General features: G+C 65.5%; 22 protein-coding genes. 6 read left to right on the forward strand and 16 right to left on the reverse strand.

The window, feature by feature from the left end; genetic code table 11:
- Positions 1-698: 698 nt before the first annotated feature.
- The 3 genes from NY1_RS43265 to NY1_RS33590 all read right to left on the reverse strand — a co-directional run bounded on the left by NY1_RS43265 (position 699) and on the right by NY1_RS33590 (position 2,209).
- Positions 699-1,166: a hypothetical protein gene (locus tag NY1_RS43265; RefSeq protein WP_157762620.1), complete on the reverse strand. Its 468-nt coding sequence runs from the start codon at positions 1,164-1,166 to the stop codon at positions 699-701.
- A gap of 123 nt (positions 1,167-1,289) precedes the next feature.
- A complete protein-coding gene (locus tag NY1_RS43270) occupies positions 1,290-1,796 on the reverse strand; it encodes a hypothetical protein (protein ID WP_157762621.1) in 507 nt (168 codons plus the stop codon).
- A gap of 20 nt (positions 1,797-1,816) precedes the next feature.
- Positions 1,817-2,209: a cupin domain-containing protein gene (locus tag NY1_RS33590; protein ID WP_067721176.1), complete on the reverse strand. Its 393-nt coding sequence runs from the start codon at positions 2,207-2,209 to the stop codon at positions 1,817-1,819.
- A 75-nt stretch (positions 2,210-2,284) separates the two neighbouring features.
- Between NY1_RS33590 and NY1_RS33595 the strand changes: the two genes are divergently transcribed.
- Positions 2,285-3,247 (forward strand): GlxA family transcriptional regulator, encoded by a 963-nt coding sequence (locus tag NY1_RS33595; RefSeq protein WP_233434602.1) that lies wholly within the window; start codon positions 2,285-2,287, stop codon positions 3,245-3,247.
- 129 nt (positions 3,248-3,376) lie between these two features.
- On the opposite strand, the gene NY1_RS33600 is transcribed toward NY1_RS33595, so the two are convergent.
- Both NY1_RS33600 and NY1_RS33610 read right to left on the reverse strand, forming a co-directional pair.
- Positions 3,377-4,306, reverse strand: coding sequence for a tyrosine-protein phosphatase (locus NY1_RS33600; protein WP_169815436.1), 930 nt, complete (start codon positions 4,304-4,306; stop codon positions 3,377-3,379).
- Positions 4,307-4,551: 245 nt separating this feature from the next.
- Positions 4,552-5,088, reverse strand: a complete 537-nt coding sequence (locus tag NY1_RS33610) for a CGNR zinc finger domain-containing protein (RefSeq protein WP_067721180.1) — start codon at positions 5,086-5,088, stop codon at positions 4,552-4,554.
- 90 nt (positions 5,089-5,178) lie between these two features.
- On the opposite strand from NY1_RS33610, the gene NY1_RS33615 reads away from it, so the two are divergent.
- A complete protein-coding gene (locus tag NY1_RS33615; protein ID WP_067721181.1) occupies positions 5,179-5,583 on the forward strand; it encodes a tautomerase family protein in 405 nt (134 codons plus the stop codon).
- Between the two features lie 297 nt (positions 5,584-5,880).
- Here the strand turns inward: NY1_RS33615 and NY1_RS33620 are convergent, their stop codons facing one another.
- Positions 5,881-6,447: a hypothetical protein gene (locus NY1_RS33620; RefSeq protein WP_218028514.1), complete on the reverse strand. Its 567-nt coding sequence runs from the start codon at positions 6,445-6,447 to the stop codon at positions 5,881-5,883.
- A gap of 177 nt (positions 6,448-6,624) precedes the next feature.
- Between NY1_RS33620 and NY1_RS43275 the strand changes: the two genes are divergently transcribed.
- Complete coding sequence (locus NY1_RS43275; RefSeq protein ID WP_157762622.1) at positions 6,625-6,924, forward strand: hypothetical protein; 300 nt, start codon at positions 6,625-6,627, stop codon at positions 6,922-6,924.
- 481 nt (positions 6,925-7,405) lie between these two features.
- On the opposite strand, the gene NY1_RS43280 is transcribed toward NY1_RS43275, so the two are convergent.
- From NY1_RS43280 to NY1_RS33660, 9 genes are all read right to left on the reverse strand, one after another.
- Positions 7,406-8,170 carry a DUF6624 domain-containing protein gene (locus NY1_RS43280; RefSeq protein WP_157762623.1) on the reverse strand — a complete coding sequence of 255 codons (765 nt, stop codon included), beginning with the start codon at positions 8,168-8,170 and terminating at the stop codon, positions 7,406-7,408.
- A gap of 72 nt (positions 8,171-8,242) precedes the next feature.
- Positions 8,243-9,022, reverse strand: coding sequence for an NAD(P)H-dependent oxidoreductase (locus tag NY1_RS33625; protein ID WP_067721183.1), 780 nt, complete (start codon positions 9,020-9,022; stop codon positions 8,243-8,245).
- Positions 9,023-9,388: 366 nt separating this feature from the next.
- Positions 9,389-10,819 carry an amino acid permease gene (locus NY1_RS33630; protein ID WP_067721184.1) on the reverse strand — a complete coding sequence of 477 codons (1,431 nt, stop codon included), beginning with the start codon at positions 10,817-10,819 and terminating at the stop codon, positions 9,389-9,391.
- 45 nt (positions 10,820-10,864) lie between these two features.
- On the reverse strand, positions 10,865-11,866 hold the full coding sequence (locus NY1_RS33635) for a proline racemase family protein (protein ID WP_067721185.1): 1,002 nt from the start codon (positions 11,864-11,866) through the stop codon (positions 10,865-10,867).
- Positions 11,866-13,374, reverse strand: a complete 1,509-nt coding sequence (locus NY1_RS33640) for an FAD-dependent oxidoreductase (protein ID WP_067721186.1) — start codon at positions 13,372-13,374, stop codon at positions 11,866-11,868. Before NY1_RS33640 ends, NY1_RS33635 begins: the two co-directional genes overlap by 1 nt.
- Entirely contained in the window at positions 13,371-13,685 is a 315-nt protein-coding gene (locus NY1_RS33645; RefSeq protein ID WP_067721187.1) for a (2Fe-2S)-binding protein, read from the reverse strand. The genes NY1_RS33640 and NY1_RS33645 overlap by 4 nt, the downstream gene beginning before the upstream one ends.
- Positions 13,682-14,857: an NAD(P)/FAD-dependent oxidoreductase gene (locus NY1_RS33650; RefSeq protein ID WP_233434603.1), complete on the reverse strand. Its 1,176-nt coding sequence runs from the start codon at positions 14,855-14,857 to the stop codon at positions 13,682-13,684. Before NY1_RS33650 ends, NY1_RS33645 begins: the two co-directional genes overlap by 4 nt.
- Before the next feature lie 41 nt (positions 14,858-14,898).
- Positions 14,899-16,362 carry an aldehyde dehydrogenase (NADP(+)) gene (locus NY1_RS33655; RefSeq protein ID WP_067721189.1) on the reverse strand — a complete coding sequence of 488 codons (1,464 nt, stop codon included), beginning with the start codon at positions 16,360-16,362 and terminating at the stop codon, positions 14,899-14,901.
- Between the two features lie 49 nt (positions 16,363-16,411).
- Complete coding sequence (locus tag NY1_RS33660; RefSeq protein ID WP_067721190.1) at positions 16,412-17,323, reverse strand: dihydrodipicolinate synthase family protein; 912 nt, start codon at positions 17,321-17,323, stop codon at positions 16,412-16,414.
- A 171-nt stretch (positions 17,324-17,494) separates the two neighbouring features.
- Here NY1_RS33660 and abaF point away from each other — a divergent pair, with 171 nt between their 5' ends.
- The 3 genes from abaF to NY1_RS33675 all read left to right on the forward strand — a co-directional run bounded on the left by abaF (position 17,495) and on the right by NY1_RS33675 (position 22,162).
- Positions 17,495-18,856 carry a fosfomycin efflux MFS transporter AbaF gene (abaF, locus tag NY1_RS33665; RefSeq protein WP_067721191.1) on the forward strand — a complete coding sequence of 454 codons (1,362 nt, stop codon included), beginning with the start codon at positions 17,495-17,497 and terminating at the stop codon, positions 18,854-18,856.
- A gap of 94 nt (positions 18,857-18,950) precedes the next feature.
- Entirely contained in the window at positions 18,951-19,613 is a 663-nt protein-coding gene (locus tag NY1_RS33670) for a GntR family transcriptional regulator (RefSeq protein ID WP_084535855.1), read from the forward strand.
- A gap of 401 nt (positions 19,614-20,014) precedes the next feature.
- A complete protein-coding gene (locus tag NY1_RS33675) occupies positions 20,015-22,162 on the forward strand; it encodes a glycoside hydrolase family 9 protein (RefSeq protein ID WP_169815438.1) in 2,148 nt (715 codons plus the stop codon).
- Positions 22,163-22,585: 423 nt separating this feature from the next.
- On the opposite strand, the gene NY1_RS33680 is transcribed toward NY1_RS33675, so the two are convergent.
- The gene (locus tag NY1_RS33680) at positions 22,586-23,653 is read right to left on the reverse strand and encodes an AraC family transcriptional regulator (protein WP_067721193.1); all 1,068 of its coding nucleotides are present in this window, start codon (positions 23,651-23,653) and stop codon (positions 22,586-22,588) included.
- Positions 23,654-23,859 lie beyond the last annotated feature (206 nt).

Raw genomic sequence — 23,859 nt, forward strand, 5'->3', positions numbered from 1 at the left:
ACGGCCATTCACGCGCAAATTCTGTTGTGGGACAAGGAACTTCTGTCCGAACCTGGTTCCTGCACTGCCGAACTCCTGGGTGCCGAAGTCTGCTCGGGGCGTCACAGCCGCAAGGGCTGGCTGGCAGCGTGGTGGACCTCCAGGTTCACCAGACGCACGCGCGGGAAGAGCGGTGCGTGCGCTGCGCTGTGCCGTGCATGTTCGGACGAGCTATCGATCGCATCGGGCACGGCCAGAGTGGCCGCTATCCCTTTCGGGATGTACCGACGGGCCGGGGCAGGGGACGTCCTAGAACTTTCTCGGCCTGCCGCAACCGTTTCTTGAGCTGCTCGGGGCTCAGCTTTTTGACTACCGGGCGCCAGGGCTCCTGGAGTGCACTCATCAGTCTGCCTCCTCGTTGACCACTACTCAGGACGCTTGTGCTCGTGGTGAGCGATGACCGCGAACAGTTCACGCACCCACGGCGGCTGTGGTTCACCGGTGCCGGCGGTCGCGATGTCGTTCTCGATCTGGGACCGAATATAGGCCGATGCTGACATCCCAACGCAGCCGCACGTTTCTTGGCTGCAAGGTCCAGCTCGTAGCCCGCGACTGCGAAGGCTCTGGGAGCCAGCGTAATTCCGGTGACTATGGGCTCGACTCTAGTTGTTCTCGGCCGCCCGGTCGGCACGCCGACGGGTGGCATCGGCGAGCTCGGCCTAGCGCCTGCGTGTTTCGGTCAAGCTCGCGTCGGATTCTGCACGGGCTTTGCGACGTTGAAGAGTCGCCCACCGTGACAGCGAATCGGTGAGGACGTACCGGAGGTCCGGATCGCTGAGATCGAAGACGATTGCGCTGTGGCCGACGCCCTCGGCCGACTGCGCGGATTGCGGTGGACGGCCGCGCCGGTCCGATGGCGGAGACAGGATCGTCGAAGGCCGAGGGTGGGCCGTGTGGTCGACGCGCATCCATTCTTGAACGATACTCAGCGGCTGTTCGCTGAGGCGGAAAGCCTCGGCGGCCTTGAGTGAACACCGTAACCAGCGTGGACGTCCCAGCTTCGGCTCCGCTCGCGCGGGTGTTCCCGTGCAACACAATGTCCAGTCGCCGGTGTAGTGCAGGTCCTCGATCAGATGTGCCACGTCCTGGTCATCCGCTGCAGTTCCCTCTTCGATCCACCCGCTCATTTCGAAAGCCTAGGCAGTCATACGGGCCGAATCGTTCCGTGCTGGAGGCCGTGTTGCCGGGGGCGAGGTTCGAGGACTCGGATGTGACCGGCATATGCGCAACGCGACAGATACGTTTCGTTGTTACGTCACCATGCACACGCTACAAACGAAACGAAACATGAAAAGAGCGATTGAGAAAGAAGGCGTTCTGACCTCCGATAACCAAACGTTATCGGAGGTCAGATGCCCGGGAGGTGATCGAGTGCTGTTCCGCTGGAACGCATTACGTTTGACTCGGGCGTTCTCAATATCGGACGCGCGCTTACTGGGATGCCCCGGATAGGAGAGTGACCGCATCGTCTCACGATCGTCACGTGACACAGCTTCGCCGACATCTCCTGCCGCGGTTTTCCAATCAGTCATACGCGAGAAGTCGTTTTCGAAGGGCAACAAACAGGCCGCCTGGGTCGCGGTCCAGCTGCTGCTCAGCCGCTTCGGAACGGCGCCGGGGATAGAAGCCGGCTTGATCGAGGCCATGGCAACCGAGCGTACCGAGGTCGGTTGGATTTCAGTCCAGCTCGCCGTGAAGCCAGTGGCCATCGAACAATAACGACGCATCGGCGCCACCGAGTCTCGGCTGACGATCACCGGATGATCGGATTGAGCTTTCAGTCGAGGGCGTAGCCCGTGGTGGTCGTGATGTGTTCGGGCAAGTGTTCATGGTGGTCGCCGGTATTGGGGGTGCCGGTGGGTTCGAACATCAGGATGTGTGCGCCGCTGGTGGAGGAGGGTTTGTGCTCGGTACCGCGGGGGACGACGAAGACGGAACCTTTGGGCAGGGTCACGGTATGTTCGCCATGCTCGTCGCGCAAGGCGATTTGGAGTTCTCCGTCGAGGACGAGGAAGAATTCGTCGGTGTCGTCGTGACGGTGCCAGGCGAACTCGCCGGCCACTTTGGCAATGCGGACGTCGTAATCGTTGACCCTGGCGGCGATCCGCGGGGACCACAGGTCATCGAAGCTCGCTAGCGCGTCGTGCAGGTCGACTGGTTCTTTTCTCACTGTCCCATCGTCAGTGGTGCGCCTTGACCAGGGAAGTGCTAGAAATCGCGTATGTCGTGTGGATCCTCGCATCGGGTGGTCGTGATCGTCGACGAGGGTTCGAACCCCTTCGAGCTGGGTGTCGCGACCGAGTTGTTCGGACTGCGGCGGCCGGAGCTTGGCCGACCGTGGTACGAGTTTCAGCTGTGCGCAGAGGGCGGTGCGGCGCGGATGCACGGAGGGTGGTTCACCCTGAGCGAGGTGGAGGGGCTGGACGCGGTAGCGACTGCCGACACGGTGATCGTGCCGAATCGCCCGGATCCTGAGGAGGGGTGCTCGCCGGTAGTGGTGCGGGCAGTGCGGCAGGCCGCAGAACGCGGCGCGCGGTTGGTGAGCTTCTGCACCGGGGCGTTCACCCTGGCCGAGGCCGGGGTACTCGACGGACGCCGGGCCACCACTCACTGGCGGTGGGCCGAGCAATTCGCGGCCCGCTATCCGAAGGTGCTGTTGGAGCCGGATGTGCTTTACGTCGACGACGGTGACGTGCTGACCGCCGCCGGCAGTGCTGCCGCGCTCGATCTCGGCCTGCACCTGATTCGCCGCGACCACGGCGCCGAGATCGCCACCGCGGTCGGTCGCCGCCTGGTCTTCGCTGCCCACCGCGACGGAGGGCAACGGCAGTTCGTCGAGCGCCCCATCGCCGGTGTGAAAGACACAACGCTGGCACCCATACTCGCCTGGGCTCAAACACATTTGGACCAACCCATGACAGTGGCGGACCTCGCCGCCCGCGCAGGGGTCAGTCCCGCCACCCTGCACCGCCGCTTTCAGGCCGAACTGGGAACCACACCGCTGACGTGGCTGACAACCGAACGCGTCGCGCTGGCCTGCCGGCTACTCGAACGCGGCGAACCGAACCTCGACCGAGTCGCCCATGCCAGCGGACTGGGAACCGCATCCAACCTCAGGGCATGTATGCGGCGCCGAACCGGACTGACCCCCACCACATACCGCCGCCGATTCGGCCCAATCACCCCGCCCTTCCCCGACCGCGAGTAGCAAACTGCGCAGCCGCCAACCCGCCGACCCTGATGGAATTCCGCTGTTCCCCAACGACTTTCCCGGCCGGCCACACCCCGGTCCTGCGCCCGACGAATACCTGTACCGCACAGGCAGTCCGATCGTCACTCAATGCACCAATAGACCACGAAGCCGGTCGATTTGGTCCTGTTCCATACCCCCTGTCCGGAGCACCCCCTCGGGTCCGCCATGGCGATCGATCTCGTCGAGCAGCTTCTCGACGGCGTGTGCCTCGGTGAAGCGCACCGTACGTTGGTTGGGATCGAGGGGACCGAGCGCGGGGACAAATCGGTCGGTGAGCTGGTAGTCGCGGATGATGACATTGCGGGGAACACCAGCTAGGCATTGAAGATTCGCAAGCACCACTTGGGTGCGGTCCCGGCCATGCGTGCAATGTATGAGCACCGCGCTGTTCGGAGCCCGCTCGAGGGCGTCGATGACGTGTTGCGCGACCTTGGCGATCGATTCCAGGCTGTCGTTGAGTGTGTTCCGGTAGAGGTCGCCGAAATCGCCACGGGGCACGAATTTATCGGTCCCGACCGTTTGGCAAATGACACTGACGTCCGGGCGGTCGCGCCATGCGGTGCCGTCATAGCGTGCATGGTCGCGGGGCGAGCGCAGATCGATCACGGTGCGGACATTCCTGACGTCGATCAGATCGTTCATCGCCGCGGGGGTCGCAGCCTCGGGAGTCCCCGACCGGTACAGCCGGCCCAACACCGTTTCTTTTCCGTCAGTCGTCGGCAGCCCGCCGAAATCGCGCATATTGGCGAACTTCGGGTCCTCCGCGAAGGTCACTGTTCGGCGCTGACTCAATTGCTGCCAAGTGAGCTCGGCGGGAGTTACCGGAGGTGGTTCAAGCGCAAGGTGATGCAGGGGGCCGTGTTGATCACATTCGACGATTCCGGTCAGCGCTCGCCTGATCGCTGGGCCGACTCGCGCCGCGCCTCGCGGCCCCGCCAGGTATTCAGTCGTCCGTTCGATTTCAGCAAGAATCTGATGAGTGCTGACCAGGAGCTTCTTCTGGAGTTCGTGCACGATCCAATCTCGATCCGGCGTGGGCCCCCTTCCCGGATGGATGACCTCAGCCCGCATTCCGTCCGGTCTTCTACACACGAAGCAGACTACGGTTTCGATTCTCGCAGGCGCCAGCCGTCTGAGTCCTTCCAGTTGTGGTGACAGCGGCCGTGTATCCCGGATGGAGCAAGAAGGGCGTGGGCTGATGGCGGTCACCCGAAGCGGAGGACACCGGGTCAAGGTCGTATTTTGAACCCGCCCGGTATTCACGACCCGGCGCGGTGGGCGCGGACGCGTTCACGGTTTCCGCAGGTGGCCGACGAGCACCAGCGGCGGGGGCGTCCGCTGGCGGGCGCGATGAAAACGGTTCCGCAGGAATCAGCTTCGCATTGACGCAGCTGGTCGCGTACGGGACCGGTCAGCAGATCGACAGTATCGCGGGCGATCGTGATCAGCGCCTGTGTCAGTGTGTGCGGCCCGGTTTCGAGATGGAATCCGGAGTTGGTGTCCCAGAGTAGTTTTCGTTCCGTCATCGGGTGCGAAGCCACGGCGTTGAGGATGTCCAGTGCCGAGGGCGTGGGGTGGCCGTCGGTGGCGGCGGCGGCAACCGAGTCGTAAATCGCTTCTCGCAATTCACAAATGGCTGTCAGATCGCCCGGAGAGCACTCGCCGACCTCCAGGCCCCGGGCCTGCAGCCAAGCGCACAGGGTCGTTGGATCGGTGAGGTCGTCGATCGGGCTGTCGGTGCGGCGCCGACGTCTGGTTGCCACCAGAGCGAGGCCGAGTCGGTCTGGTCGGGTCATGAATTCACCTCCTGTAATGGGTTGACACATTACACCATGATGACTAGTAATGATTCAAAGCATTACATGATCGAATCGGAGTTGGTACCAATGCCTTTCGCGCGCCTGACCATCGCAAACCCCGACGTCTCCCCGGCTGTCCGCGCCGACCTGGCATCCGGCATCACCGCACTGCTGGAGAAAGATCTGCTCAAGGAGCCCGAGGTCACGGTGGTCCACGTAAATCTGGTCCCCGCCGACACCTGGTTCGCTCCGGTAACCAAGCCCGGACAGGCGACCGGAGTCCATCTGGAAGTCAGCATCACCGCCGGCACGGATACGTCGACGGAGAAGGCGGCGTTCATCGAGCACGCCTACACGCTGCTGTCCGACCGCCTCGGCCCGCTGCCCGCCGCGGCGTACGTCGCGCTCTACGAACTCGACGGCGAGAGCTACGGCTACAACGGCGTCACCCAACTGGCCCGTCGCCGACTCGATCCGTCCGAAAAGGATTAGTGGCGGGATATTTCTTCTCAACCCTGAAAACATGCCCGCGAGAACCAAACTGGTGGGCATGTCCACTCTGCTCGTGCCCTGGAGATCTACACCGATGCGATCTCCCAAGTCTCGGGTTTGGCGCGCACCTCGGTCAGCAGTTCTTCGCACGATACGATCGCGCCGCGCACTGGTTCGATGATCTCGAACCGGCGCTCGGCAGCGTGCCCCCCGGCCGCACGAATGATCCTGTGGCGGTTGCCTACTAGGAACATCAGGTGCCGTCAACAGGCCCCGATGCCGATGCGATGAGCATCGTCAAGATGGTGCGGTGGTGCTCTTCCGGTTCCACAGGGTGAGGTCGCTGCTGGTCGCCACCGCCAGCGTGCGGCCGGAGGGGGAGAAACCGGCAGCGCGGAAGGTGGAATAGCTCGAGTGGAAGATGTGCCACCAACCATGACCCGGCGGGTCACGGTGGATATCGCCCGTCCCCGAGAGCAGTACGCGGTGGTTGGGCCAGGCGGGCACGACGACATCCACAGCCCAGCCGGCGGTGGTCAGATGGAGGCCGCCACCGTAATGGCCGGCGATGTGCACGCGAGTGCCGGCGATCGGCCCGAATCCGGGGCAGGTCAGATCCGGTGCGCAGTCAGGAGTGCTGGTGTCGGGATCGGGATCGTAGTCGCGCGCGATCTTCTCCCCGGTGACCGCGTCGAAAAGTCCATGGCCAGAGCTGGATACGACCATCACCAGGTCGTGACAATTGTCGGGATGAACGGCGAACCCGATGCCGAGCAGGCCCCCGACGGGCATCATGCGGGTCGGCGGCGATTGCCACGGCGGCGGAGGAGGTTCGACGGGTGCGGCCAGCCAGTGGTCGCGCATTTGCCGCTGATAATCCGAAAGCACAGGTTCTATTGCACCATCAGCACAGCGGGCTCGTGCCGCATCACCTCATCGGCATTCGCGGGTCCACCAGGACTATTGCCAGCTGAGAGAACGCGTACGTTTGGCCGGTTGTAGAAGAATGGACCCGAACGCGACGTCGGGAAGGTGCTTGTGTTGATCGAACAGCTCAGCGCGGACGAAAGCTCACCGTCATCGAATCCACCGCCCCCGATGCCGGCGTGGCGACCCGAACTGGTTCCGCTGAAACTCGCTTCGGTACCTCTGGCCAGCTTCATCACCCGCATCAATGAACGCCTCCAGATGTTGGTCGACACGCTGGGTGCAAGGGATTTCGCTGTTCCCCCCGCCACCGATGCCGGCCCCAGAGACGCCGTTGCTTCCAGCGAACGACCAGGCCACGCTCGCGGGCTTTACCGCCGACGCATACTCATCGTCTCGTCAGTCGCTGCATGAGGATTCGCTGAGCTGGCGGCGATCGGACGGGACGGCTGTCGACATCGCGGAACGAGCAGCGACGGTGGGTTCGGAAGCGCTGCAAGCCATCAAGCAGAATGTCGAATGGGGCCAAGAGGTGATGGACGCGGCAAACCGCGCTCCGATCACTGTTTTCGTACCAGGCCGATACCCCTGGAGGTTCTCCTCCTCTCGGACTGTATCTCGAATACAAACTCGCATTGGCAGCTGACCGCACGCTCAGCACATCCAGGTTCATTGTGCAAGATGCCCAGTGGGCGCTCGGTCTGCCAGTGCTCAGCTGGGAATTGCCACCGCTACCGTTCATCCCGAAGGACGGGGGGCCGCCGCAACCGACCCCTATGCCACATCCCAGGGACATGCCTCAACTCGAGGATCCGGGATTCTCACAGATTCCGCCAGACGCCCAGTCGATGCTGGTTTGAGCCGCATGTCGCGTCGTGTGCGAGAGTCCAACCGATCAGTAAGTGATGGACAGCGCTGAAATTTCTTCAATGGTCCAGGCTTTGGCGATATCCTCTGGCTCGAGCGGTGGCAGACCGAGTTCCGCTCTGCGCTCATTTACCCGCCCCGGGGTTTCAATGGGAAGGAGGCGAATCGGTCCTTCTAATCCGAACGATTGAGTCCCATACAATTGCGGGCGCTTCTCGCGAGTGCGAACCCGGTCGTCGAGATATGCCAGATCTATTCGACTCGCTTTGCCTTCGGCTACCGATTGCCGCAACAAGGGCAGGCATTGCTTCTGCAGGTCCAGCGGACCGTGTTGAACAATCAGCCACGCTGACCTGGCTCCTTCCCTCCCCACCTGATCCGCTCCGGGCCAACCATATTCCGCGACAACGCCCCTGAACCACGAAACATTATCGGCATCAACTGCACGCATGGTTTCGATTTCTACCTTGCTTGGCGGATTGCCCATCCGGCGGACTTCCTGATCGCGTCTACCTCGCTCCGATAGTTCGGCAGACAGACGTTCATAGTCCTGCGTGCGCATCCCAGGTACCGTGCTTTCACGGTGCGTTCGGTCGCCCGGCTGTGTCTCTAGTTCGGTGCTCGTGACGCCTTTTCCGCCTGGCGTGGGATAGGCAACATCCTTGTGAATCAGGTCCGCGGCTGAGATGTCCTCTCCCGGCAGCACATGCGCTGCTTGACGTGGCCCAAGGTCGGTAAGGCCGCGCTCAGCACGCTGCTTGTGTGCGGCCCACTCCTTGATGTTGCCTGCCAAGCGCGCCCTGAGAACGCGAAGTGCGTCAGCAATTCTGTTGCGAGAGTGCATCCCAACCCTGTCCGCCTTCGGTCACTCGTGCAAGTGCAGACCGAAGCCCGTACGCCCTGCGGGCTCCAGACCTGCTTTCAACTGCAGCGACGGAATTTCGTAGTCGCCGAAGTTCTGGCGGCGGAACGCAATCGGCGCCGTCGACTCGAGGGTGAGGAGGCGCTGCTTCCAGGCTTTGGCGCAATCCGAGAAATCCTCGACGGTCATGCGGTCGGCGCCGTAGATGATGAACGGCGGCAGTACCTCGAGGCCGGGGTAGTAGAGGATGCCGTGGTTGATAGGAAACAGCAGATCGTCGATGGGGCCGTTGATCCCGCGGGCCGCATAGTGCGATTCCGGGCCTCCGGTGGTCACCGAGAGCATTGCCCTCTTGCCCGCGAGAGTTCCTTCCCCGAATCGTTCGCCGTACTTCGTAGCGCTGTGCTCGCCGACGCCATAGGCGAAGTGGTAGGTGAAAACTCGGTCCACCCATCCCTTCAGGATCGCCGGCATCGTGTACCACCACAGGGGGAACTGGAAGATGATCGCCTCCGCCCACAAGAGCTTCTCCTGCTCGGTGACGACGTCCGAGGTGAGAGTGCCCGCGTCGAACGCGCGACCCGAATCCCGTGCGACCTTCAGCGGATTGGAGGCATGGGGCCCGTAGTCCGCTGCGTCCGCGGTCGCCTTCCAATTCATGGCGTACAGATCACTCACCTTGACCTCATGCCCGGCGGACTCCAAGGTCGACACCGCGAGGTCCTTCAACGACGCGTTGAGCGACTTCGACTCCGGGTGGGCATAGACGATCAGAGTCTTCATCAGGGCTCCTCGGGATAAGCGCCTTCTGGATATCGGCGAGTCTTCTCGGGCGTATGCACCGCTGAGAGCAACCCTATGGCCGGGTCGATGGGTGCTTCGCGGACCGAACACGCCGCGAAAGGGACAGGATGCGCCGAACCGCCAAGAGCAGTTCGGCGCATGGCCATTTCCGACTCATTCGATCCTCCCGGCATTACTTGCCGACTAGATGATCTCCGGGACGGCCCAGGCCGACCATGTACGCTTCTCAGCCCTGACAGTGGCTGACCCTTGCAGGATCAGCCACGGGACTACTGGCAAGTACCCAATCGCACCTGGAGGCTGCGAGTGGTACAGCGGGGTAACAGATTTCGGGTAGCGCGGGTGCTAGTCGCTTGTGGTTTCGGGCTGGTTCAGGGTGGAGTTGCGGTAGCCGTACGCGGCGTAGATGGCGAGGCCGATCAGCAGCCAGATGATGAAGCGCAGCCAGGTGATGGCGTCGAGGTGGCTGATCAGCCAGATGGAGAAGGCGATGCCGATGAGGGGGACGACGGGCACCCAGGGGGTGCGGAAGGCGCGGTCGGCGTCGGGGCGGGTGTGGCGCAGGCGCATGACGCCGAGGGCTACCACGATGAAGGCCATGAGGATGCCGACGTTGGTGAGTTCGGCGGCTTCGCGGATGGGCAGGAATCCGGCGATGAGGGCGGAGACGACGCCGACGGGCCAGATGACGCGGGTGGGGACCTTGCGGCGTTCGCTGCATTTGCCGAAGTAGGTGGGGAGCAGGCCGTCTCGGCTCATGGCGAAGCCGACGCGGGTGACGGCGAGCATGTTGGCGAAGGCGGAGGTGGTGACGCCGACGACGGCGCCGACCGCGATGACCAGACCGAGGATGCCCATGCCGACGGTGTCGAAGGCGCTGGAAAACGGTGCGGCGACATCGATTTCGGTGAAGTTCACCATGCCGACGATGACGAGGCAGACCAGCAGGTAGACGATAGAGGCGATGCCGAGGCTGACCAGGATGGCCTTGGGGAGCAGTTTCTTGCCGTCCTTGGACTCCTCGGCGGCGGCGCTCATGGCGTCGTAGCCGTAGACGGCGAAGAAGGCCAGTGCCGCACCGGAAACCGCGCCGCCGATGCCGAACGGGAAGAACGGCGTGTAGTTGCCGGCTTTGATGTGGAAGGCGCCGGCGATCACGACGATGGCGACAATCACCATCTTCACCGCGACGAGACCTGTTTGCACGCGGGCGGATTCGCGGGTGCCGCGCGAGAGCAGGAAGGCCAGCAGCAGGCACAGCAGGACGGCGAACAGGTCGATCTTGCGGCCGTCGCCGGTGCCGGGCGCACCCAGGGCCCAGGTCGGCAGGTCGAAGCCGATGTAGTGGGTGATGTAGTTGAGGTAGCCGGAGACCGCGATCGCTACCACCGACACGATGGCGGTGTATTCGAGCAGTAGATCCCAGCCGATCATGAAGCCGATGATTTCGCCCAGTGCCACATAGGAATACGTGTAGGCGGAACCGGCTTTGGGCACCATGCCGGCGAATTCGGCGTAGCACAGGCCTGCCGCGCCGGAGGCGATGACGGCGATGGCGAACGAGATGAGTACGGCGGGTCCGGCCACCTCGTTGGCCACGACGCCGGCGAGGGAGAACACGCCGGCGCCGACCAGGCCACCCAGGCTCAACGCGACCAGTTGCCATAGGCCCATGCTCTTGGTGAAATCGCCGGTTTCGGAGTCGGTTACGGGCATTCGCCGCAGGACTCCGCGCAGCGTGATGGGTGGGCGTGGGCGGCGGGTGACGACAGACATTGTCGCGCCTTTCAGGTGGTGATATTTTAACTAGGGGTGGTGGGGTCAGAAGACGAAGCCCTCGGGGAACGGGTCGGCCGGGTCGAGCAGGTAGTTCGCGGTGCCGGTCAGCCAGGCGCGGCCGGTGATCTCCGGTATGAGGGCGGGATGTCCGGCGACGGTGATGGTGTCGATCGCGCGGGCATGGAAGGTGGTGCCGATGAACGAATCGTTGCGCAGCACTTGGCCTCCGGAGAGCAGGCCGCGCGCGTGCTGACGGGCCAGGAGCGCGGAGGTGCCGGTGCCGCAGGGGGAGCGGTCGAACCAGCCCGGGTGGATCGCCATGGCATTGCGGGTGTGGGTGGGCTCGGAGGCTGGATCCAGGAACAGCACATGCTTGCACCCGCCGATCCGTTCGTCCTCGAGATGCACGGGACGACGGGATTCGTTGATGGAACGCATGATTCGCAGTCCTGCGTCCAGGATCTCGCCTTGGCGGGCGCGGTCGAAGGGCAACCCGAGTTTGCCGAGATCAACGATGGCGTAAAAGTTTCCGCCGTAGGCCATGTCGTAGCGGACCGCGCCTAGCCCAGGCACTTCGACGTCATTGTCGAGACTGTCGCAGTAGGCGGGCACGTTGCGCAGCGCGACCGAATCAGCGTGCCCGGCAGTGACATTCACGCTGGCGATCACTCGTCCGGCGGGGGTGTCCAAGCGGATTTCGGTGACCGGTTCGGTGACCGGCACCATGCCCGCTTCCACGAGTGCGGTGGCCACGCCGATGGTCCCGTGTCCGCACATCGGCAGCAGCCCGCTCACCTCGATGAACAGCACGCCGTAATGCCCGTCGGCGGTGGTGGCGGGTTGCAGGATCGCCCCGCTCATGGCGGCGTGCCCGCGCGGCTCGTTGACCAGGAATTTCCGCAGGCCGTCGAGGTTTTCGACGAGGTAGTCGCGCCGATCGGCCATGGTGGCGCCGGGGATGGTGCCGACTCCGCCGGTGACCACGCGGGTCGGCATGCCCTCGGTGTGGGTGTCGATGGCGGAGATGATTCTGCTGCTGTGCATCAGGACGGTCCTTGGGTGTCGAGTTCGGCGAGTTCGCGCAGTCGGACGATGGCGGCCAGCGGGCGCGCGGCGGGTGTCGCGGCGGCCAGTCCGGCGGGAGTGCAACCGGCGGTGCCGCATCGTCCGCCGGGCGCTGAGTCGTCGGCCGTTTCCGCGTGCGCCGCGCGCGGGTGGGTGGCGTCGGCGGTCGCGCCCCAGTGCGCCGCGCGCAGGTCGGCGATGGCGGAACCGCATATGCGGCCCTGGCAGGGGCCGAGTCCGGCGCGGGTGGCGAGTTTGGCCGCGCGGTAGCTGGTGCCCGCCACTCCCGTCCAGGTCGTGGTCAGTTCGGCCCGGGTGGTGTTCTCGCACCGGCAGATCACGGTGTCGGGCCGGGACCAGCCCGTCGCACCGGCGCCGATCGGGTGCGCGCCGGCGAGCCGGGCGACGAACTGCCCGGCGGTGCGATGCCGGGCGGTCAGGCCGCGCTCTTGGCTCGGATCGCCGCCCGCCGCCGCGATTCCGGCGACCGTGCCCTCGATCGCGGCGACCTGCGCTCCGCCGATACCGGTGAGTTCGCCTGCCGCCCAAACGGAATCGACGGTCGTGCGTTGGTTTTGATCGACACTGACGAATCCGTGCGCGGTCAGCCGTGCACCGGCGGCGACGGCGAGCTCGAGCTGTGGGGTGAATCCGTGCGACACCGCGACCGCGTCCACGGCCACGGTGGTGTGCGAGCCCGGGATCGGCGACCAGTGTTCATCGAGCCGGGCCACGGTCGCCTCCTCCACCCGGCCGTCGCCGGCGACCGCGACCACCGCCGTCGAGGTGCGCAGCGGGATCCGATGGCGCAGACCGGAACTCGCGTACTCGAGCAGTTCCGCGGCTTTGCCCGCGCTGTGCCGTAACTCCCACGGCCGGGCAGCCCAGTGGCGCAGGATCCGCCGGGCCGGGTTGGCCTCGAGCACCGCGCGCACCCGCGCGCCGCCCTGTGCCAGTGAGTGGGCGACGGGCAGCAGGAACGGTCCGGTCCCCGATACCAGGACGGATCGCCCGATCAGCAGGCGCTGTGTTTTGACCAGTGTCTGTGCGGCCCCGGCGGTGTAGACGCCGGGCAGATCCCAGCCCGGGAACGGGCACACCCGGTCATAGGCTCCGGTCGCGATGATCAGCGCATCGCCGCGCACCTCGCGATGGATGCGCCGCTCACCTTCCACCCCGATCAGCAATCGCACGGTGGGACAACCACCTTCGGGATGCCGCTCGAGGTGAAACACCGCCGCGCGGGCCAGATATTCACAGCGCGGATGCTCGTGCAGCAGTCGCGCCCGGCGCTCGGCCGCCGGGTATCCGTGCCCGATGCGCAGGGGCCGCCGCACGCCGTAATCGGCCGGTATCCGCCGGTTGTACTGACCACCGAGAGCTTCGTTGGCATCGACGAGCGTGACTGTCGCGCCGTGTCGCAGTGCGGCTTCGGCCGCGGCGGTGCCCGCCGGTCCGCCGCCGATCACCACCACGTGCCGGTTCATCGCTCGCTCCGTTCGGCGCGGCTCTGGCTGATGATGGTGTCGCCGTCACGGGCGGGACGACGGCACAGCCGCACATCCGGCACCCCGTTGACCGTCGCGACGCAGTCGAAGCACACGCCGATACCGCAGAACACGCCCCGCCGGCCACCGTCGCGGGCGGTGCGCCACTGGTCGCGGCCCGCGGCGAGCAGCACCGTGGCGAGGGTTTGACCGTGGACTCCCGGCACGGATACGCCATCGGCGACCACGGTCAGCGGCCGGTCGGAGCGGCCGAGCCGGTCGCGGTCCGCGGGAATCAGGTAGGGGCTCATAGGGATACGTACTCCGTGCTCGAGGTGAGGACCGCCGGACGGTCGACGGTGAAAGCCGCACTGCTCATCGGCGCGCGGGCGCCGGTGAGGGCGGCCGCGACCAGCTGTGCCGTGCCGACCGACAGTCCAATGCCGGCGCCTTCGTGACCGGTCGCATGCCACAGTCCGGGCAGGCGCGGATCGGGGCCGATGACCGGCAGATGGTCCTCGACGTAGGGGCGGAATCCGCCGTAGGCGCGCATGATCGCGACATCGGCGAGTACCGGGAACAGTCGCAGTGCCTTGCGGGCGATTGCGGCGAGGCTGTCGGGACGGATGCGGTCGTCGAATCCGGTTTGGCGGCGGGAGGATCCGAGCAACAGCGGCCCGCCGCGCGTGGATTCGACCACCGCCGAGGATTGCAGCGCGGTATCCGAACTGCCCACCGCCCCGACATAATCCGCGTCGTAGACCTTGTGGAAGACGGTCGGCGGCAGGGGAGCGGTGATCAGCACGTCGCCGCGTCGCGGTTTGACCGCGATGGGTGCGCCCAGCAGCACGGATATCGGACCCGACCACGGTCCCGCGGCATTGATCACCACATCGGCGAATCGGTCGCCGCGGGTGGTGCGCACCCCCAGCATCCGGCCGCCGCTGACGATCGAATCGGTGACCGCGCAACGGGTTTCGATGATCGCTCCGGCCGCCGTGGCAGCCGCGAGCAGCGCGGTGGCTGCACCGATCGGCTGGACCTGCGCGTCCTCGGGATAGTGGACGGCGGCGGTCGTTTCCTTGGTGAGTGCCGGTTCGGCCGCCGCGAGCTGCGCGGTATCCAAGGCGGTGCAGTCCACCCCGGCCGTGCGCTGACCGTCGGCGAAGGCAGCCAGGGCGGTCGCGCCGGTCTCGGTGGTGGCGACGACGATGCCGCCCTTGGGTTCCCATTCGACCGCCGTGACCGCGCGAGGCAGCCGTTCACCGATGCGCGCGAGCGTCTCGGGCCATAGTCGCCGGGACAGACGCGCCAATTCCAGCTCTGGGCCGGGCCCTTTGTCCGAGACCAGCACATTGCCCTCGCCGTGCGCGGTGGTGCCCGAGGCTACCGCGCCCGCCTCGCAGACTCGCACCGACAGTCCTGCCAGGGTGAGCCGGTCCGCGAGCGCGCAGCCGATCATGCCGGCGCCGATGATCAGCACATCGGTCCCCCTCACGGACGATGTGCCGGACTCGTCGAATCTCATCGCGCGCGTGCCCCGTTCACCGATCGCGGGACGGCCAGCGGATTGTCGTCGCGCAATTCCGGCGGCAGCAGCTCCGCAGGCACCGACTGGTACACCACCGGCCGCAGAAAGCGAGCGATCGAGGCGGACCCGACAGAGGTCGCGGTGGGTGCGGTGGTCGCCGGGTAGGGGCCGCCGTGCTGCTGGGCGTAGGTCACCGACAGCCCGGTGGGCCAGCTGTTCCACAGCACCCGGCCTGCCACGTCCACGCCTCGGGTGAGCAGGGTGCGGGCGATGTCGTCGGTGTCGTCGCCGAAGACCGAGACCGTCAGCTGCCCGCTCACCGCGCGGGCCAGCGCGAACAGTTCGTCGACGTCGCGGTATGTGACCACCAGTGCCGCCGGGCCGAACATCTCCTGGGTCAAGGCTTCCGGATCGGCGAGCACATCCTGGGCGCGGGTGGTCAGCAGCAGGGTGCGCCCGGAAGCGCCGCCACTGAGGATCCGTACTGCGGGGTGCGCCCGGATCTGCTCGACGGCCCCGATGAATCCGGCTTCTATCGAGTCGTTGAGCAGGTCCCCGGTCGGTTCGGGGGTGGTCCCGGCCAGTTCCTCGAGCAGCGGAGATCCGTCGGGGACCGCGATCAGGCCCGGTTTGGTGCACAGTTGTCCCGCGCTGGCCGACAGCGTGGTCAGCAGTCCGGCGGCGATCTCGGCGGGCCGTGAGTGCGCGGCCGCGGCGGTGACGAAAACCGGGTTGACCGAGCCCAATTCACCATAGAAGGGAATGGGATTCGGTCGTGCGTTGGCAATATCGAACAGCGCCCGCCCGCCTCTGATGGAGCCGGTGAACGCCGCGGCGGCGACGGCCGGATGGGTCAGCACCCGGACGCCCGCATCGACCCCGAAGACGAGGCCGAAAGTGCCACGCGGAACCCGGTTTTCGTCCATCACCGCGGTGATGATCGTGCCGACCGCCCGCGACAGCCCCGGGTGGCCGGGGTTGGCCTTGACGATGACCGGGCAGCCGGCGGCCAATGCGGCGGCGGTGTCGCCGCCGGGAACGGAGAAGGCGAAGGGGAAGTTGCTCGCCGCGAAATTGACGACCGGGCCGAGTGGAATGTTCATCCGGCGCAGATCCGGCCGGGGCGCACCCATCGGCCAGCGGTCGTCGGCGGTGTCGATCCGTACATCCAGATACCCGCCGTCACGCACCGTGTCGGCGAACAGGCGCAGCTGAAACGTGGTGCGCCGCAATTCGCCGGTGAGCCGCGGCTCTGGCAGCCGGGTTTCGTGCCGTGCCAGGGCGATCAGCTCGGTGGCCTGAGCGTCGAGCCGATCGGCGATACCATCGAGCACCTCGGCGCGTCCGGCCGCGCCGAGTTCCGCCCAGGCCGGTGCGGCGGCCGCCGCGGCGGCGACCATGGCATCGACCGCTTCCGCTGTGGTGTCGGCGATCGGCTCGGCTGTCGTTTCGATCATCGAGTGGTCCTTCTTCTTCCGTATTCGCCCTTACCGCTGGATTTCTCGGTTACCGGTATCCCTTGGCGAGCACGGCCTGGGTATCGGCGGTGATCTTGGCGACCAGTTCGGGGGCGAGCGGAATCCGCGGCGGCCGGCAGGCTCCGCCGGGCCGCCCGGCCAGATCCATCGACAGCTTGATGGCATGCACGAATTCGGTCTTGAAATCCCAGCGCAGCAGCGGATGTAGCTCCCGATACAGCGGCAGAGCCTTGTCCAGGTCCCGGTTCACCGCGGCGTTGTACAGCTCCACGGTCACCTGCGGAATGGCGTTGGGGTAGCCCGCGACCCATCCGACCGCGCCCGCGATTCCGAGTTCGAGCACCACGTCGTCGGAGCCGATCAGCACATCGAGTTCCGGTGCGAGTTCCTTGATCTCGTAGAAGCGCCGCACGTCGCCGGTGAACTCCTTGACCCCGACGATCAGCCCTTCGCCGTGCAATTCGGCCAGCAGGTCCGGGGTCAGGTCGATGCGGGTGTCGATCGGATTGTTGTAGGCGACGATGGGCAGGCCGACCGCGGCCACTGTCCGATAGTGATCCAGCACGACCTCGCGATTGCCGCGATAGATGTTGGGCGGCAACAGCATCACGCACTGCGCGCCGGCCTCGGCGGCCTGTTCGGCCCACTTGCGGGCCTGCAGCGCGCCGTAGGCGGCGATGCCGGGCATGACCGTGAAGCCCTCCGGCGCGGCCTCGATGGCGGTGGTCACCACGCGGGCGCGCTCGGTGTCGTCGAGGGTCTGGTATTCGCCGAGCGAGCCGTTCGGGCTGACGCCGTGGCAGCCGTTGTCCGCCAGCCAGCGCACGTGCTCGGCGTAGGCCTCGTAGTCGACCGAGAGATCGTCGGTGAACGGCAGGGTGGTCGCGACGATCACCCCGTGCCAGGGCTTGTTCGCCGGGGACGTGGTGGTTTCGGACATGTGAGCCTCCATCAGGTCGAGAGTCCGGGAGAGCGCCCCGGCCGCCTGTCACCATGTGACGTGTGACATTGCACTGACGGTAAGGGATGGACTCATGCCCGGTCAACCGCTTGCGTGATCCGGGTCACCACTCTACAGTGCAATGTCACACATCACAGATGAAGGTGGAGCATGACCGCGATCGACGACCCCGCGACGAAACAGCAAACCGATGCCCAAGCGAGTGCCCCGGCGGCCGGACTACGCCGGATCGTGGCCGCGGCCATGGCGGGCGCGGTCGCCGAATGGTACGAATTCTTCCTCTACGGCACAGCGTCCGCGCTGGTCTTCGGGCAGGTCTTCTTCCGCTCCAGCGGCAACGCCATCGACGGCATCATCGCCGCCTTCGCGCTCTACGCGGTGGGCTTTCTGGCCCGGCCATTCGGCGGAATCCTGTTCGGGCACTTCGGTGATCGCATCGGGCGCAAGGCGCTACTGCAGCTGAGCCTGGTGGCGGTCGGCATCACCACCTTCCTGATGGGCTGCCTGCCGACGTTCGCGGTGATCGGCTATTGGGCGCCCGCGCTGCTGGTGACGCTGCGCCTGATCCAAGGCTTCGCGTTCGGCGGCGAATGGGGTGGGGCGGTGCTGTTGGTCAGTGAGCACAGTCCCGATCACCGGCGCGGGTTCTGGGCCAGCTGGCCGCAGGCCGGCGTACCGCTGGGCAATGTGCTGGCGACCGTCGTGATGCTTGTGCTGTCAGCGAATCTGTCGGAGGCGCAGTTCCTTTCGTGGGGCTGGCGCATCGGCTTCTGGCTCTCGGCCGTCGTCGTCCTGATCGGCTACTGGGTGCGCTCGAGCGTGGATGACGCGCCGATCTTCCGCGAGGCGCAGGAGCGGGCCGAGACCGATCGGCGGCATGCGCTCGGCATTGTCGAGGTGCTGCGCTACCACTGGCGGCAGGTGCTGATCGGCATCGGCGCGCGCTTCGCCGAGAACATCCTCTACTACCTGGTGGTGACCTTCTCGATCACGTACCTCAAGCTGGCCGTGCATGTGGACACCGCGCCGATCCTGGCGCTCATGCTGGGCGCGCACCTGCTGCACTTCTTCATGATTCCCGCGGCGGGTCTGCTGTCGGATCTGGTCGGCCGGCGGCCGGTCTATCTCACCGGGGCCGTGCTCACCGCAGGGTGGGGTTTCGTGGCCTTCCCGATGATGGACACCGGGAATTACGCGCTCATCATCGTGGCCATCACCCTCGGCTTGGCGATCGAATCCTGCACCTACGCACCGTATTCCGCGCTCATGACCGAAATGTTCCCGACTCGGGTGCGCTATACGGCGTTGTCGTTCTGCTATCAGGTCGCCCCGATTCTGGCCGGATCGCTGGCCCCGCTGATCGCGGTCAGCCTGTTCGACCATTTCCACAGCTCGGTACCGATCTCGCTGTATCTGGTTGTGGCGGCGACGATCTCGGTGATCGCGGTCGGCCTGGCCAAGGAAACCGCGGGCAAGTCACTGCGGGCCGTCGATGCGGAAGCCACGCCGTGACGCTCCGCCCTAGCCCGCCGGGTATGCCACGTGACATGGCATAGAATGTCGGAAGTCATGGAGTTCATCGATCGCGGGCAGGGGAGCCGACCACGTGAGTATCGAGCAGTTCACCCAGGTGGAGAAGGTCAGCCTGCGCGACAAAGTGTCGCGAGCACTGCGAGCGGCCATCATCGCCGGTGAAATGGAGCCCGGCGTGGTGTATTCCGCGCCGACGCTCGGCGCCCGCTTCGGAGTCTCGGCCACCCCCGTCCGCGAAGCCATGCAGGATCTCGCCCGCGAGAACCTCATCGCGATCGTCCCCAACAAGGGATTCCGGGTCATCGAGGTCGCGGAAAAGGATCTCGACGACATCACCCGCATCCGGCTGCTGCTCGAGCCTCCCATCGTCCGCGAAGTCACGCCCTTGATCCCCGACGCGGACTTCCCTCATCTGCGCGAGCTCGCCGAGCAGATCGTCGCCGGCGCCCAGAGCGGCGACCTAGTGGAATACACTGCGGCCGACCAGATCTTCCACCTGACCCTGCTCGAGTACGCCGACAATCCACGCCTCAATGCGCTGGTCTCCGACCTGCGTGACCACACCCGCCTGTTCGGCCTGGCCTCCCTCGCCGAGAAGGGCGAACTCGTCGACGTCGCCCGCGAACACCTCACCATCGTCCACCTCCTCGAATCCCGCGACCAGGACGCGGTCGAGCAATTCCTGCGTGCCCACATCCAGCAGGCCCGCGGCCGCTGGGCCAAGCCTGAGCAGTAGTTCACTCGGCGGCCGCCCAGACGATCCGCGTACAGGGCGCGATCTTCTCAGTGGCGAGAAGTTCATACCATTCCGAAACGTAGGACCTGTCGGGATCGAGCCAACCGGCTGATCCCCGAGGTCGTTCGTCTGGATGAACATCCCTTGAAAGAGGTTTGCAGTGCCCGATATCGGATCCGCCGGCCCACACGATCTGGCTTCTTTCCTGTCCTTCGTAGGTTCGGCAGTTGGTCTCGGAAGTTCCTTGCTGAATTTCATTCGATAGCAGGTCCCGTGGCTGATCCTGGCAGGATCAGCCACGGCGCTACAAAGGTCGGCTCAGCCGGTCCTTCTCGAGTGCTTTCCCATCAGTGGGAATGATTGTTTTGCGGGCGCTGCGGGTTCTGTGAATGCTGCTGCGCATGAACACTTCTCGGCGGCTGACAGGCCTGGTCCTGATCGTCGTGGCCGCGCTGCTGCCCGCGCCTCCTGCCTCCGCCGCCACTTATGAACGGCTCGCCAATGGCTCGTTCGATTCCGCGGCCAAACAGCCCTGGTGGAGCAGCGCGAACACTCCGTCCACTGTGGACGCGGGGAGACTGTGCGCCGATGTGCCCGGTGGCACCGGGAAAGCGTGGGATGCGCTGATCGGGCAGAGCAATATTCCATTCGAGAATGGGCAGTCCTACAAACTGACTTTCAAGGCTTCGGCATCGAAGAATGTACGGATCCGCCCGGTCGCACAGATGGATACGACCCCGTTCACCGCCGTGCTGTCGGGCTGGGCATCGGTGACGTCGAGCCCGGCCACCTTCGAGTACACCGGCACCTCCACCATCGAGCACGCAACCGGACAACTGCTCTTTCAGGTGGGTGGGGCCAGCGAACCGTATCGATTGTGCTTGGACGACATTTCGCTGACCGGCGGTACGCGACCACCTCGCGGCGGCCGGGATCTCGGATCTCCCGTGCGGGTCAACCAGGTCGGCTACCTGCTGGATGGTCCTAAACGCGCGACCATCGTCACTACGGCGACTCAGCCGTTGACATGGACGTTGTCACATGCGGGCGGCGCCGTCGAAATCTCGGGGCAGACCACGGTTTCCGGCGCGGACGCGCTGTCCGGGGACAATGTTCATCTCGCCGACTTCAGCGCGGTGCGCGCACCGGGAACCTACGAGCTGTCCGTCGGCGCGGAGCGGAGTGTGCCGTTCGAGATCACCGCCGACCTGTACGGGAAACTGCGCACGGACGCGGCGGCGTACTTCTACCACAACCGTTCCGGTATCCCGATCAGCTCCGACTACGTCCCCGCCGCCTATGCCCGGCCTGCCGGGCACGCCGCCGACGCACCGAACGGCGATGGCGCACAATGGGGCGGTTGGTACGACGCGGGCGATCACGGCAAGTATGTCGTCAACGGTGCGCTGGCCGCCTGGCAGCTGATCGACTCTTACGAGCAATCCGGTTCTCCGGTGCTGCGCATCCCGGAAGCCGCGGGAGTGTTGCCAGACATTCTGGACGAAGCCAAATGGGAGCTGGATTTCCTGCTGAGAATGCAGCGCTCGGATGGCTTGGTGCACCATAAGATTCACGATGTCGAAGGCACCGGCCTGCCGATGCCGCCGCAGGACGATCCGAAACCGAGGAAGCTGTTCGATCCCACGACCGCGGCGACACTCAACCTAGCCGCGGTGGGGGCTCGATGTGCGCGGGTCTACCAGCAATTCGACTCCGCTTTCGCGGGCAAGTGCCTGAGCGCTGCGAAGCTGGCATGGGAGGCGGCTCGCGCCAACCCCAAGCTATTGCCGGCCGCGTCCACGCCCGGCGGCGGCGCCTACTTCGATGACAACGTTTCCGACGAGTTCTCGTGGGCGGCAGCGGAACTGTATGCGGCCACCGGGTTGGATTCGTACAAGAGCGAGGCCACCGCATCGCTGGACGCCGGCAACTTCTCCTGGAAGAAAACCGGCGGCCTGGGCGATATCGCACTCATCCGGGTGCCGAATCCGCTCTACGATCGCGCCCGCGCACACATCATCGCCGCCGCTGAGCAGCATCTCAAGGACATGCATGCGCAGGGGTATCCGAATCCGGATCGGCCTACCAAGAATATCAATGGGGTCGAGACTCCTTGGTACTACTGGGGTTCGACCAGCGGAACCACCAACAAGGCGATGGTGATGGGTCTTGCGCACACGCTGACCGGCGATTCGAAGTTCCGCGATGGCGCGCTGGAAGCTCTCGACTACCTCTTCGGCCGCAATGCGTTGAACCAGTCGTATGTGACCGGCTACGGGGAGCGGGCGAGTATGAACCAGCATCACCGGTTCTGGGCGCACCAACTCCGATCCACCCTGCCCAACCCGCCGCCGGGTGCGCTGGCCGGCGGACCCAACTCGGACGTGTCGGTTGCCGATCCGGCCAAACTGCATGAGTCCGAACGCTTTCTGAGCAAATGCGCTCCAGCCAAATGCTATGTCGACCATATCGGCTCGTACCTGACCAACGAGGTCGCGATCAACTGGAACTCCGCCCTGGTCTGGATGAGCGCCTTCGCCGCCGGCTGACGCTAAGGGTTCTAGCGAGTTGGCCGGCGGACGCGGACATCGCGACTCCGGCAAACGCGGGGCGGCGGCGGTTCTCCGCAGTGGGAACAGCCAGAAGACAAAAGGAAGCGATCCACGCACTCTGTTGGGGCAATACATGTCGGTCTTGGTCACGGAGACCCGCCGCTGCGTTCGGCACGACCGAGTTCTTATGATCCGCGCCGCGCATTCCGGGTGGCGCTAGTCCCGAAATCAAGGATGGCCGTGAATTTCCTTGGGATGCTGCTCATCTGCATTCTCTTCCTGATACTGCTCGCGGGCTTCGTCACCGTCACATTGACGGGGTCGGACGAGCCGCCACCGGCTGAGCGAGACCGTCAGGCTGCTACCGGCCGCAGTCGCGACGGACAGCCGGGCGCGCGACGGCGGCGCTGACTCGCTCGTTCACATGAGCCGAGTCGGCTCGGGGCCGGACTCTGCGGCTGACAGGTCGTTCAGGTCTCGCGCGGGATGCCTGGCGAATTCGCGCCGGAAAGCATCGGGTGTCTGCCCGGTCCATCGTCCGAACGCGCGGCGCAGGACTCGGGCGTCGGAATAGCCGAGCCGGGCGGCCACGGATTGCACCGGAAGGTCGGTGTCGCGCAACAGCTGCTTGGCCTGCTCGTGGCGGACGGCTTCGACTTCCGCACGCCAGTTGGAGTTCCGCTCGGCGAGACGGCGTTGCAGGGTGCGCGTGTTGATCGCGAGGCGGTCCGCGACCGCGGTCAGAGTGAGGTTGTCCTCATAGAGCGCCTGGGCGATCGCGGCGCGAAAGGTTTCGTGCCAGCTGGGTACCGGGCCCGACTGCGCCAGTACCAATTTGGTGTAGTTCTTGAGGATCTCGCCGAGCTTGGGGTCGGTGCCGGTGGGGAGGGCGCCGGCGTCGAGGAAGGTCAGTTCGGAGCGCGGTGCGCCGAAATCGATTTGGCCGGTGCCGAATTCGTCGACCAGGCATCGATGCCGATTGCCGGCGTTATTGCCGAAGGCGACCCGGACCGGCACCAGATTCCGGCGGGTGGCCTCGCGCATCCGTCGCAGCAGCGACGACATGGCGTACTCCTCGATGGGCGCCAAGACCTTCTCGGGTTCGAAGCGGGTGGCGCGTATGGTTAGCAGTCGGCCGTCCTCGATCACTTCCCAGCCCGCGGCCGGATCCGTGACCACGGCACGGAATTCAGCGGCCGTGCGCACACCCTCGGCGAGGGTCCCGCCGCTGGAGAACAGATAGTCCCAGACCCGTAGCCCACCGCGGTCGGCCTGGGCGGTGGCGCACAGGCCCGACCCCGGGCCGGCGATGGCGTCGATCAATTCCCACATGCGCCACACCGATTCGGTGGGTACGCGCAGCAGATCGTCGCCGAGCGCCGCTGGATACAGACCGGGGATTCCGGCCAGGTCGACGGGGGAGACGCCGACGCGCAGTGCGGTCTTGCGAACGATATCCGCGGTACGGGAGGGAAAGGTGCCGATCACGGGGGCAGCGTAACTGGACCGTAGCCACCTGTCAGGTCGATATGTCACGAAATGTCCGCTACTGGCGGTCATTTCATCTGACTGAATGCCCTCTAGCTGTTGGTTCCGGCACGGCTTCGGTCCAGGATTCGGGCGCGAATTGTCCCCCGCTGTCTGCAAGGGGCGAGGCTCAACACATCACGCACCGTCGGCTTCTGGCCAGTTCG

The sequence above is a fragment of the Nocardia yamanashiensis NBRC 100130 genome (assembly GCF_001613325.1).
In the GTDB taxonomy this organism is placed as follows: Bacteria; Actinomycetota; Actinomycetes; order Mycobacteriales; family Mycobacteriaceae; genus Nocardia; species Nocardia yamanashiensis.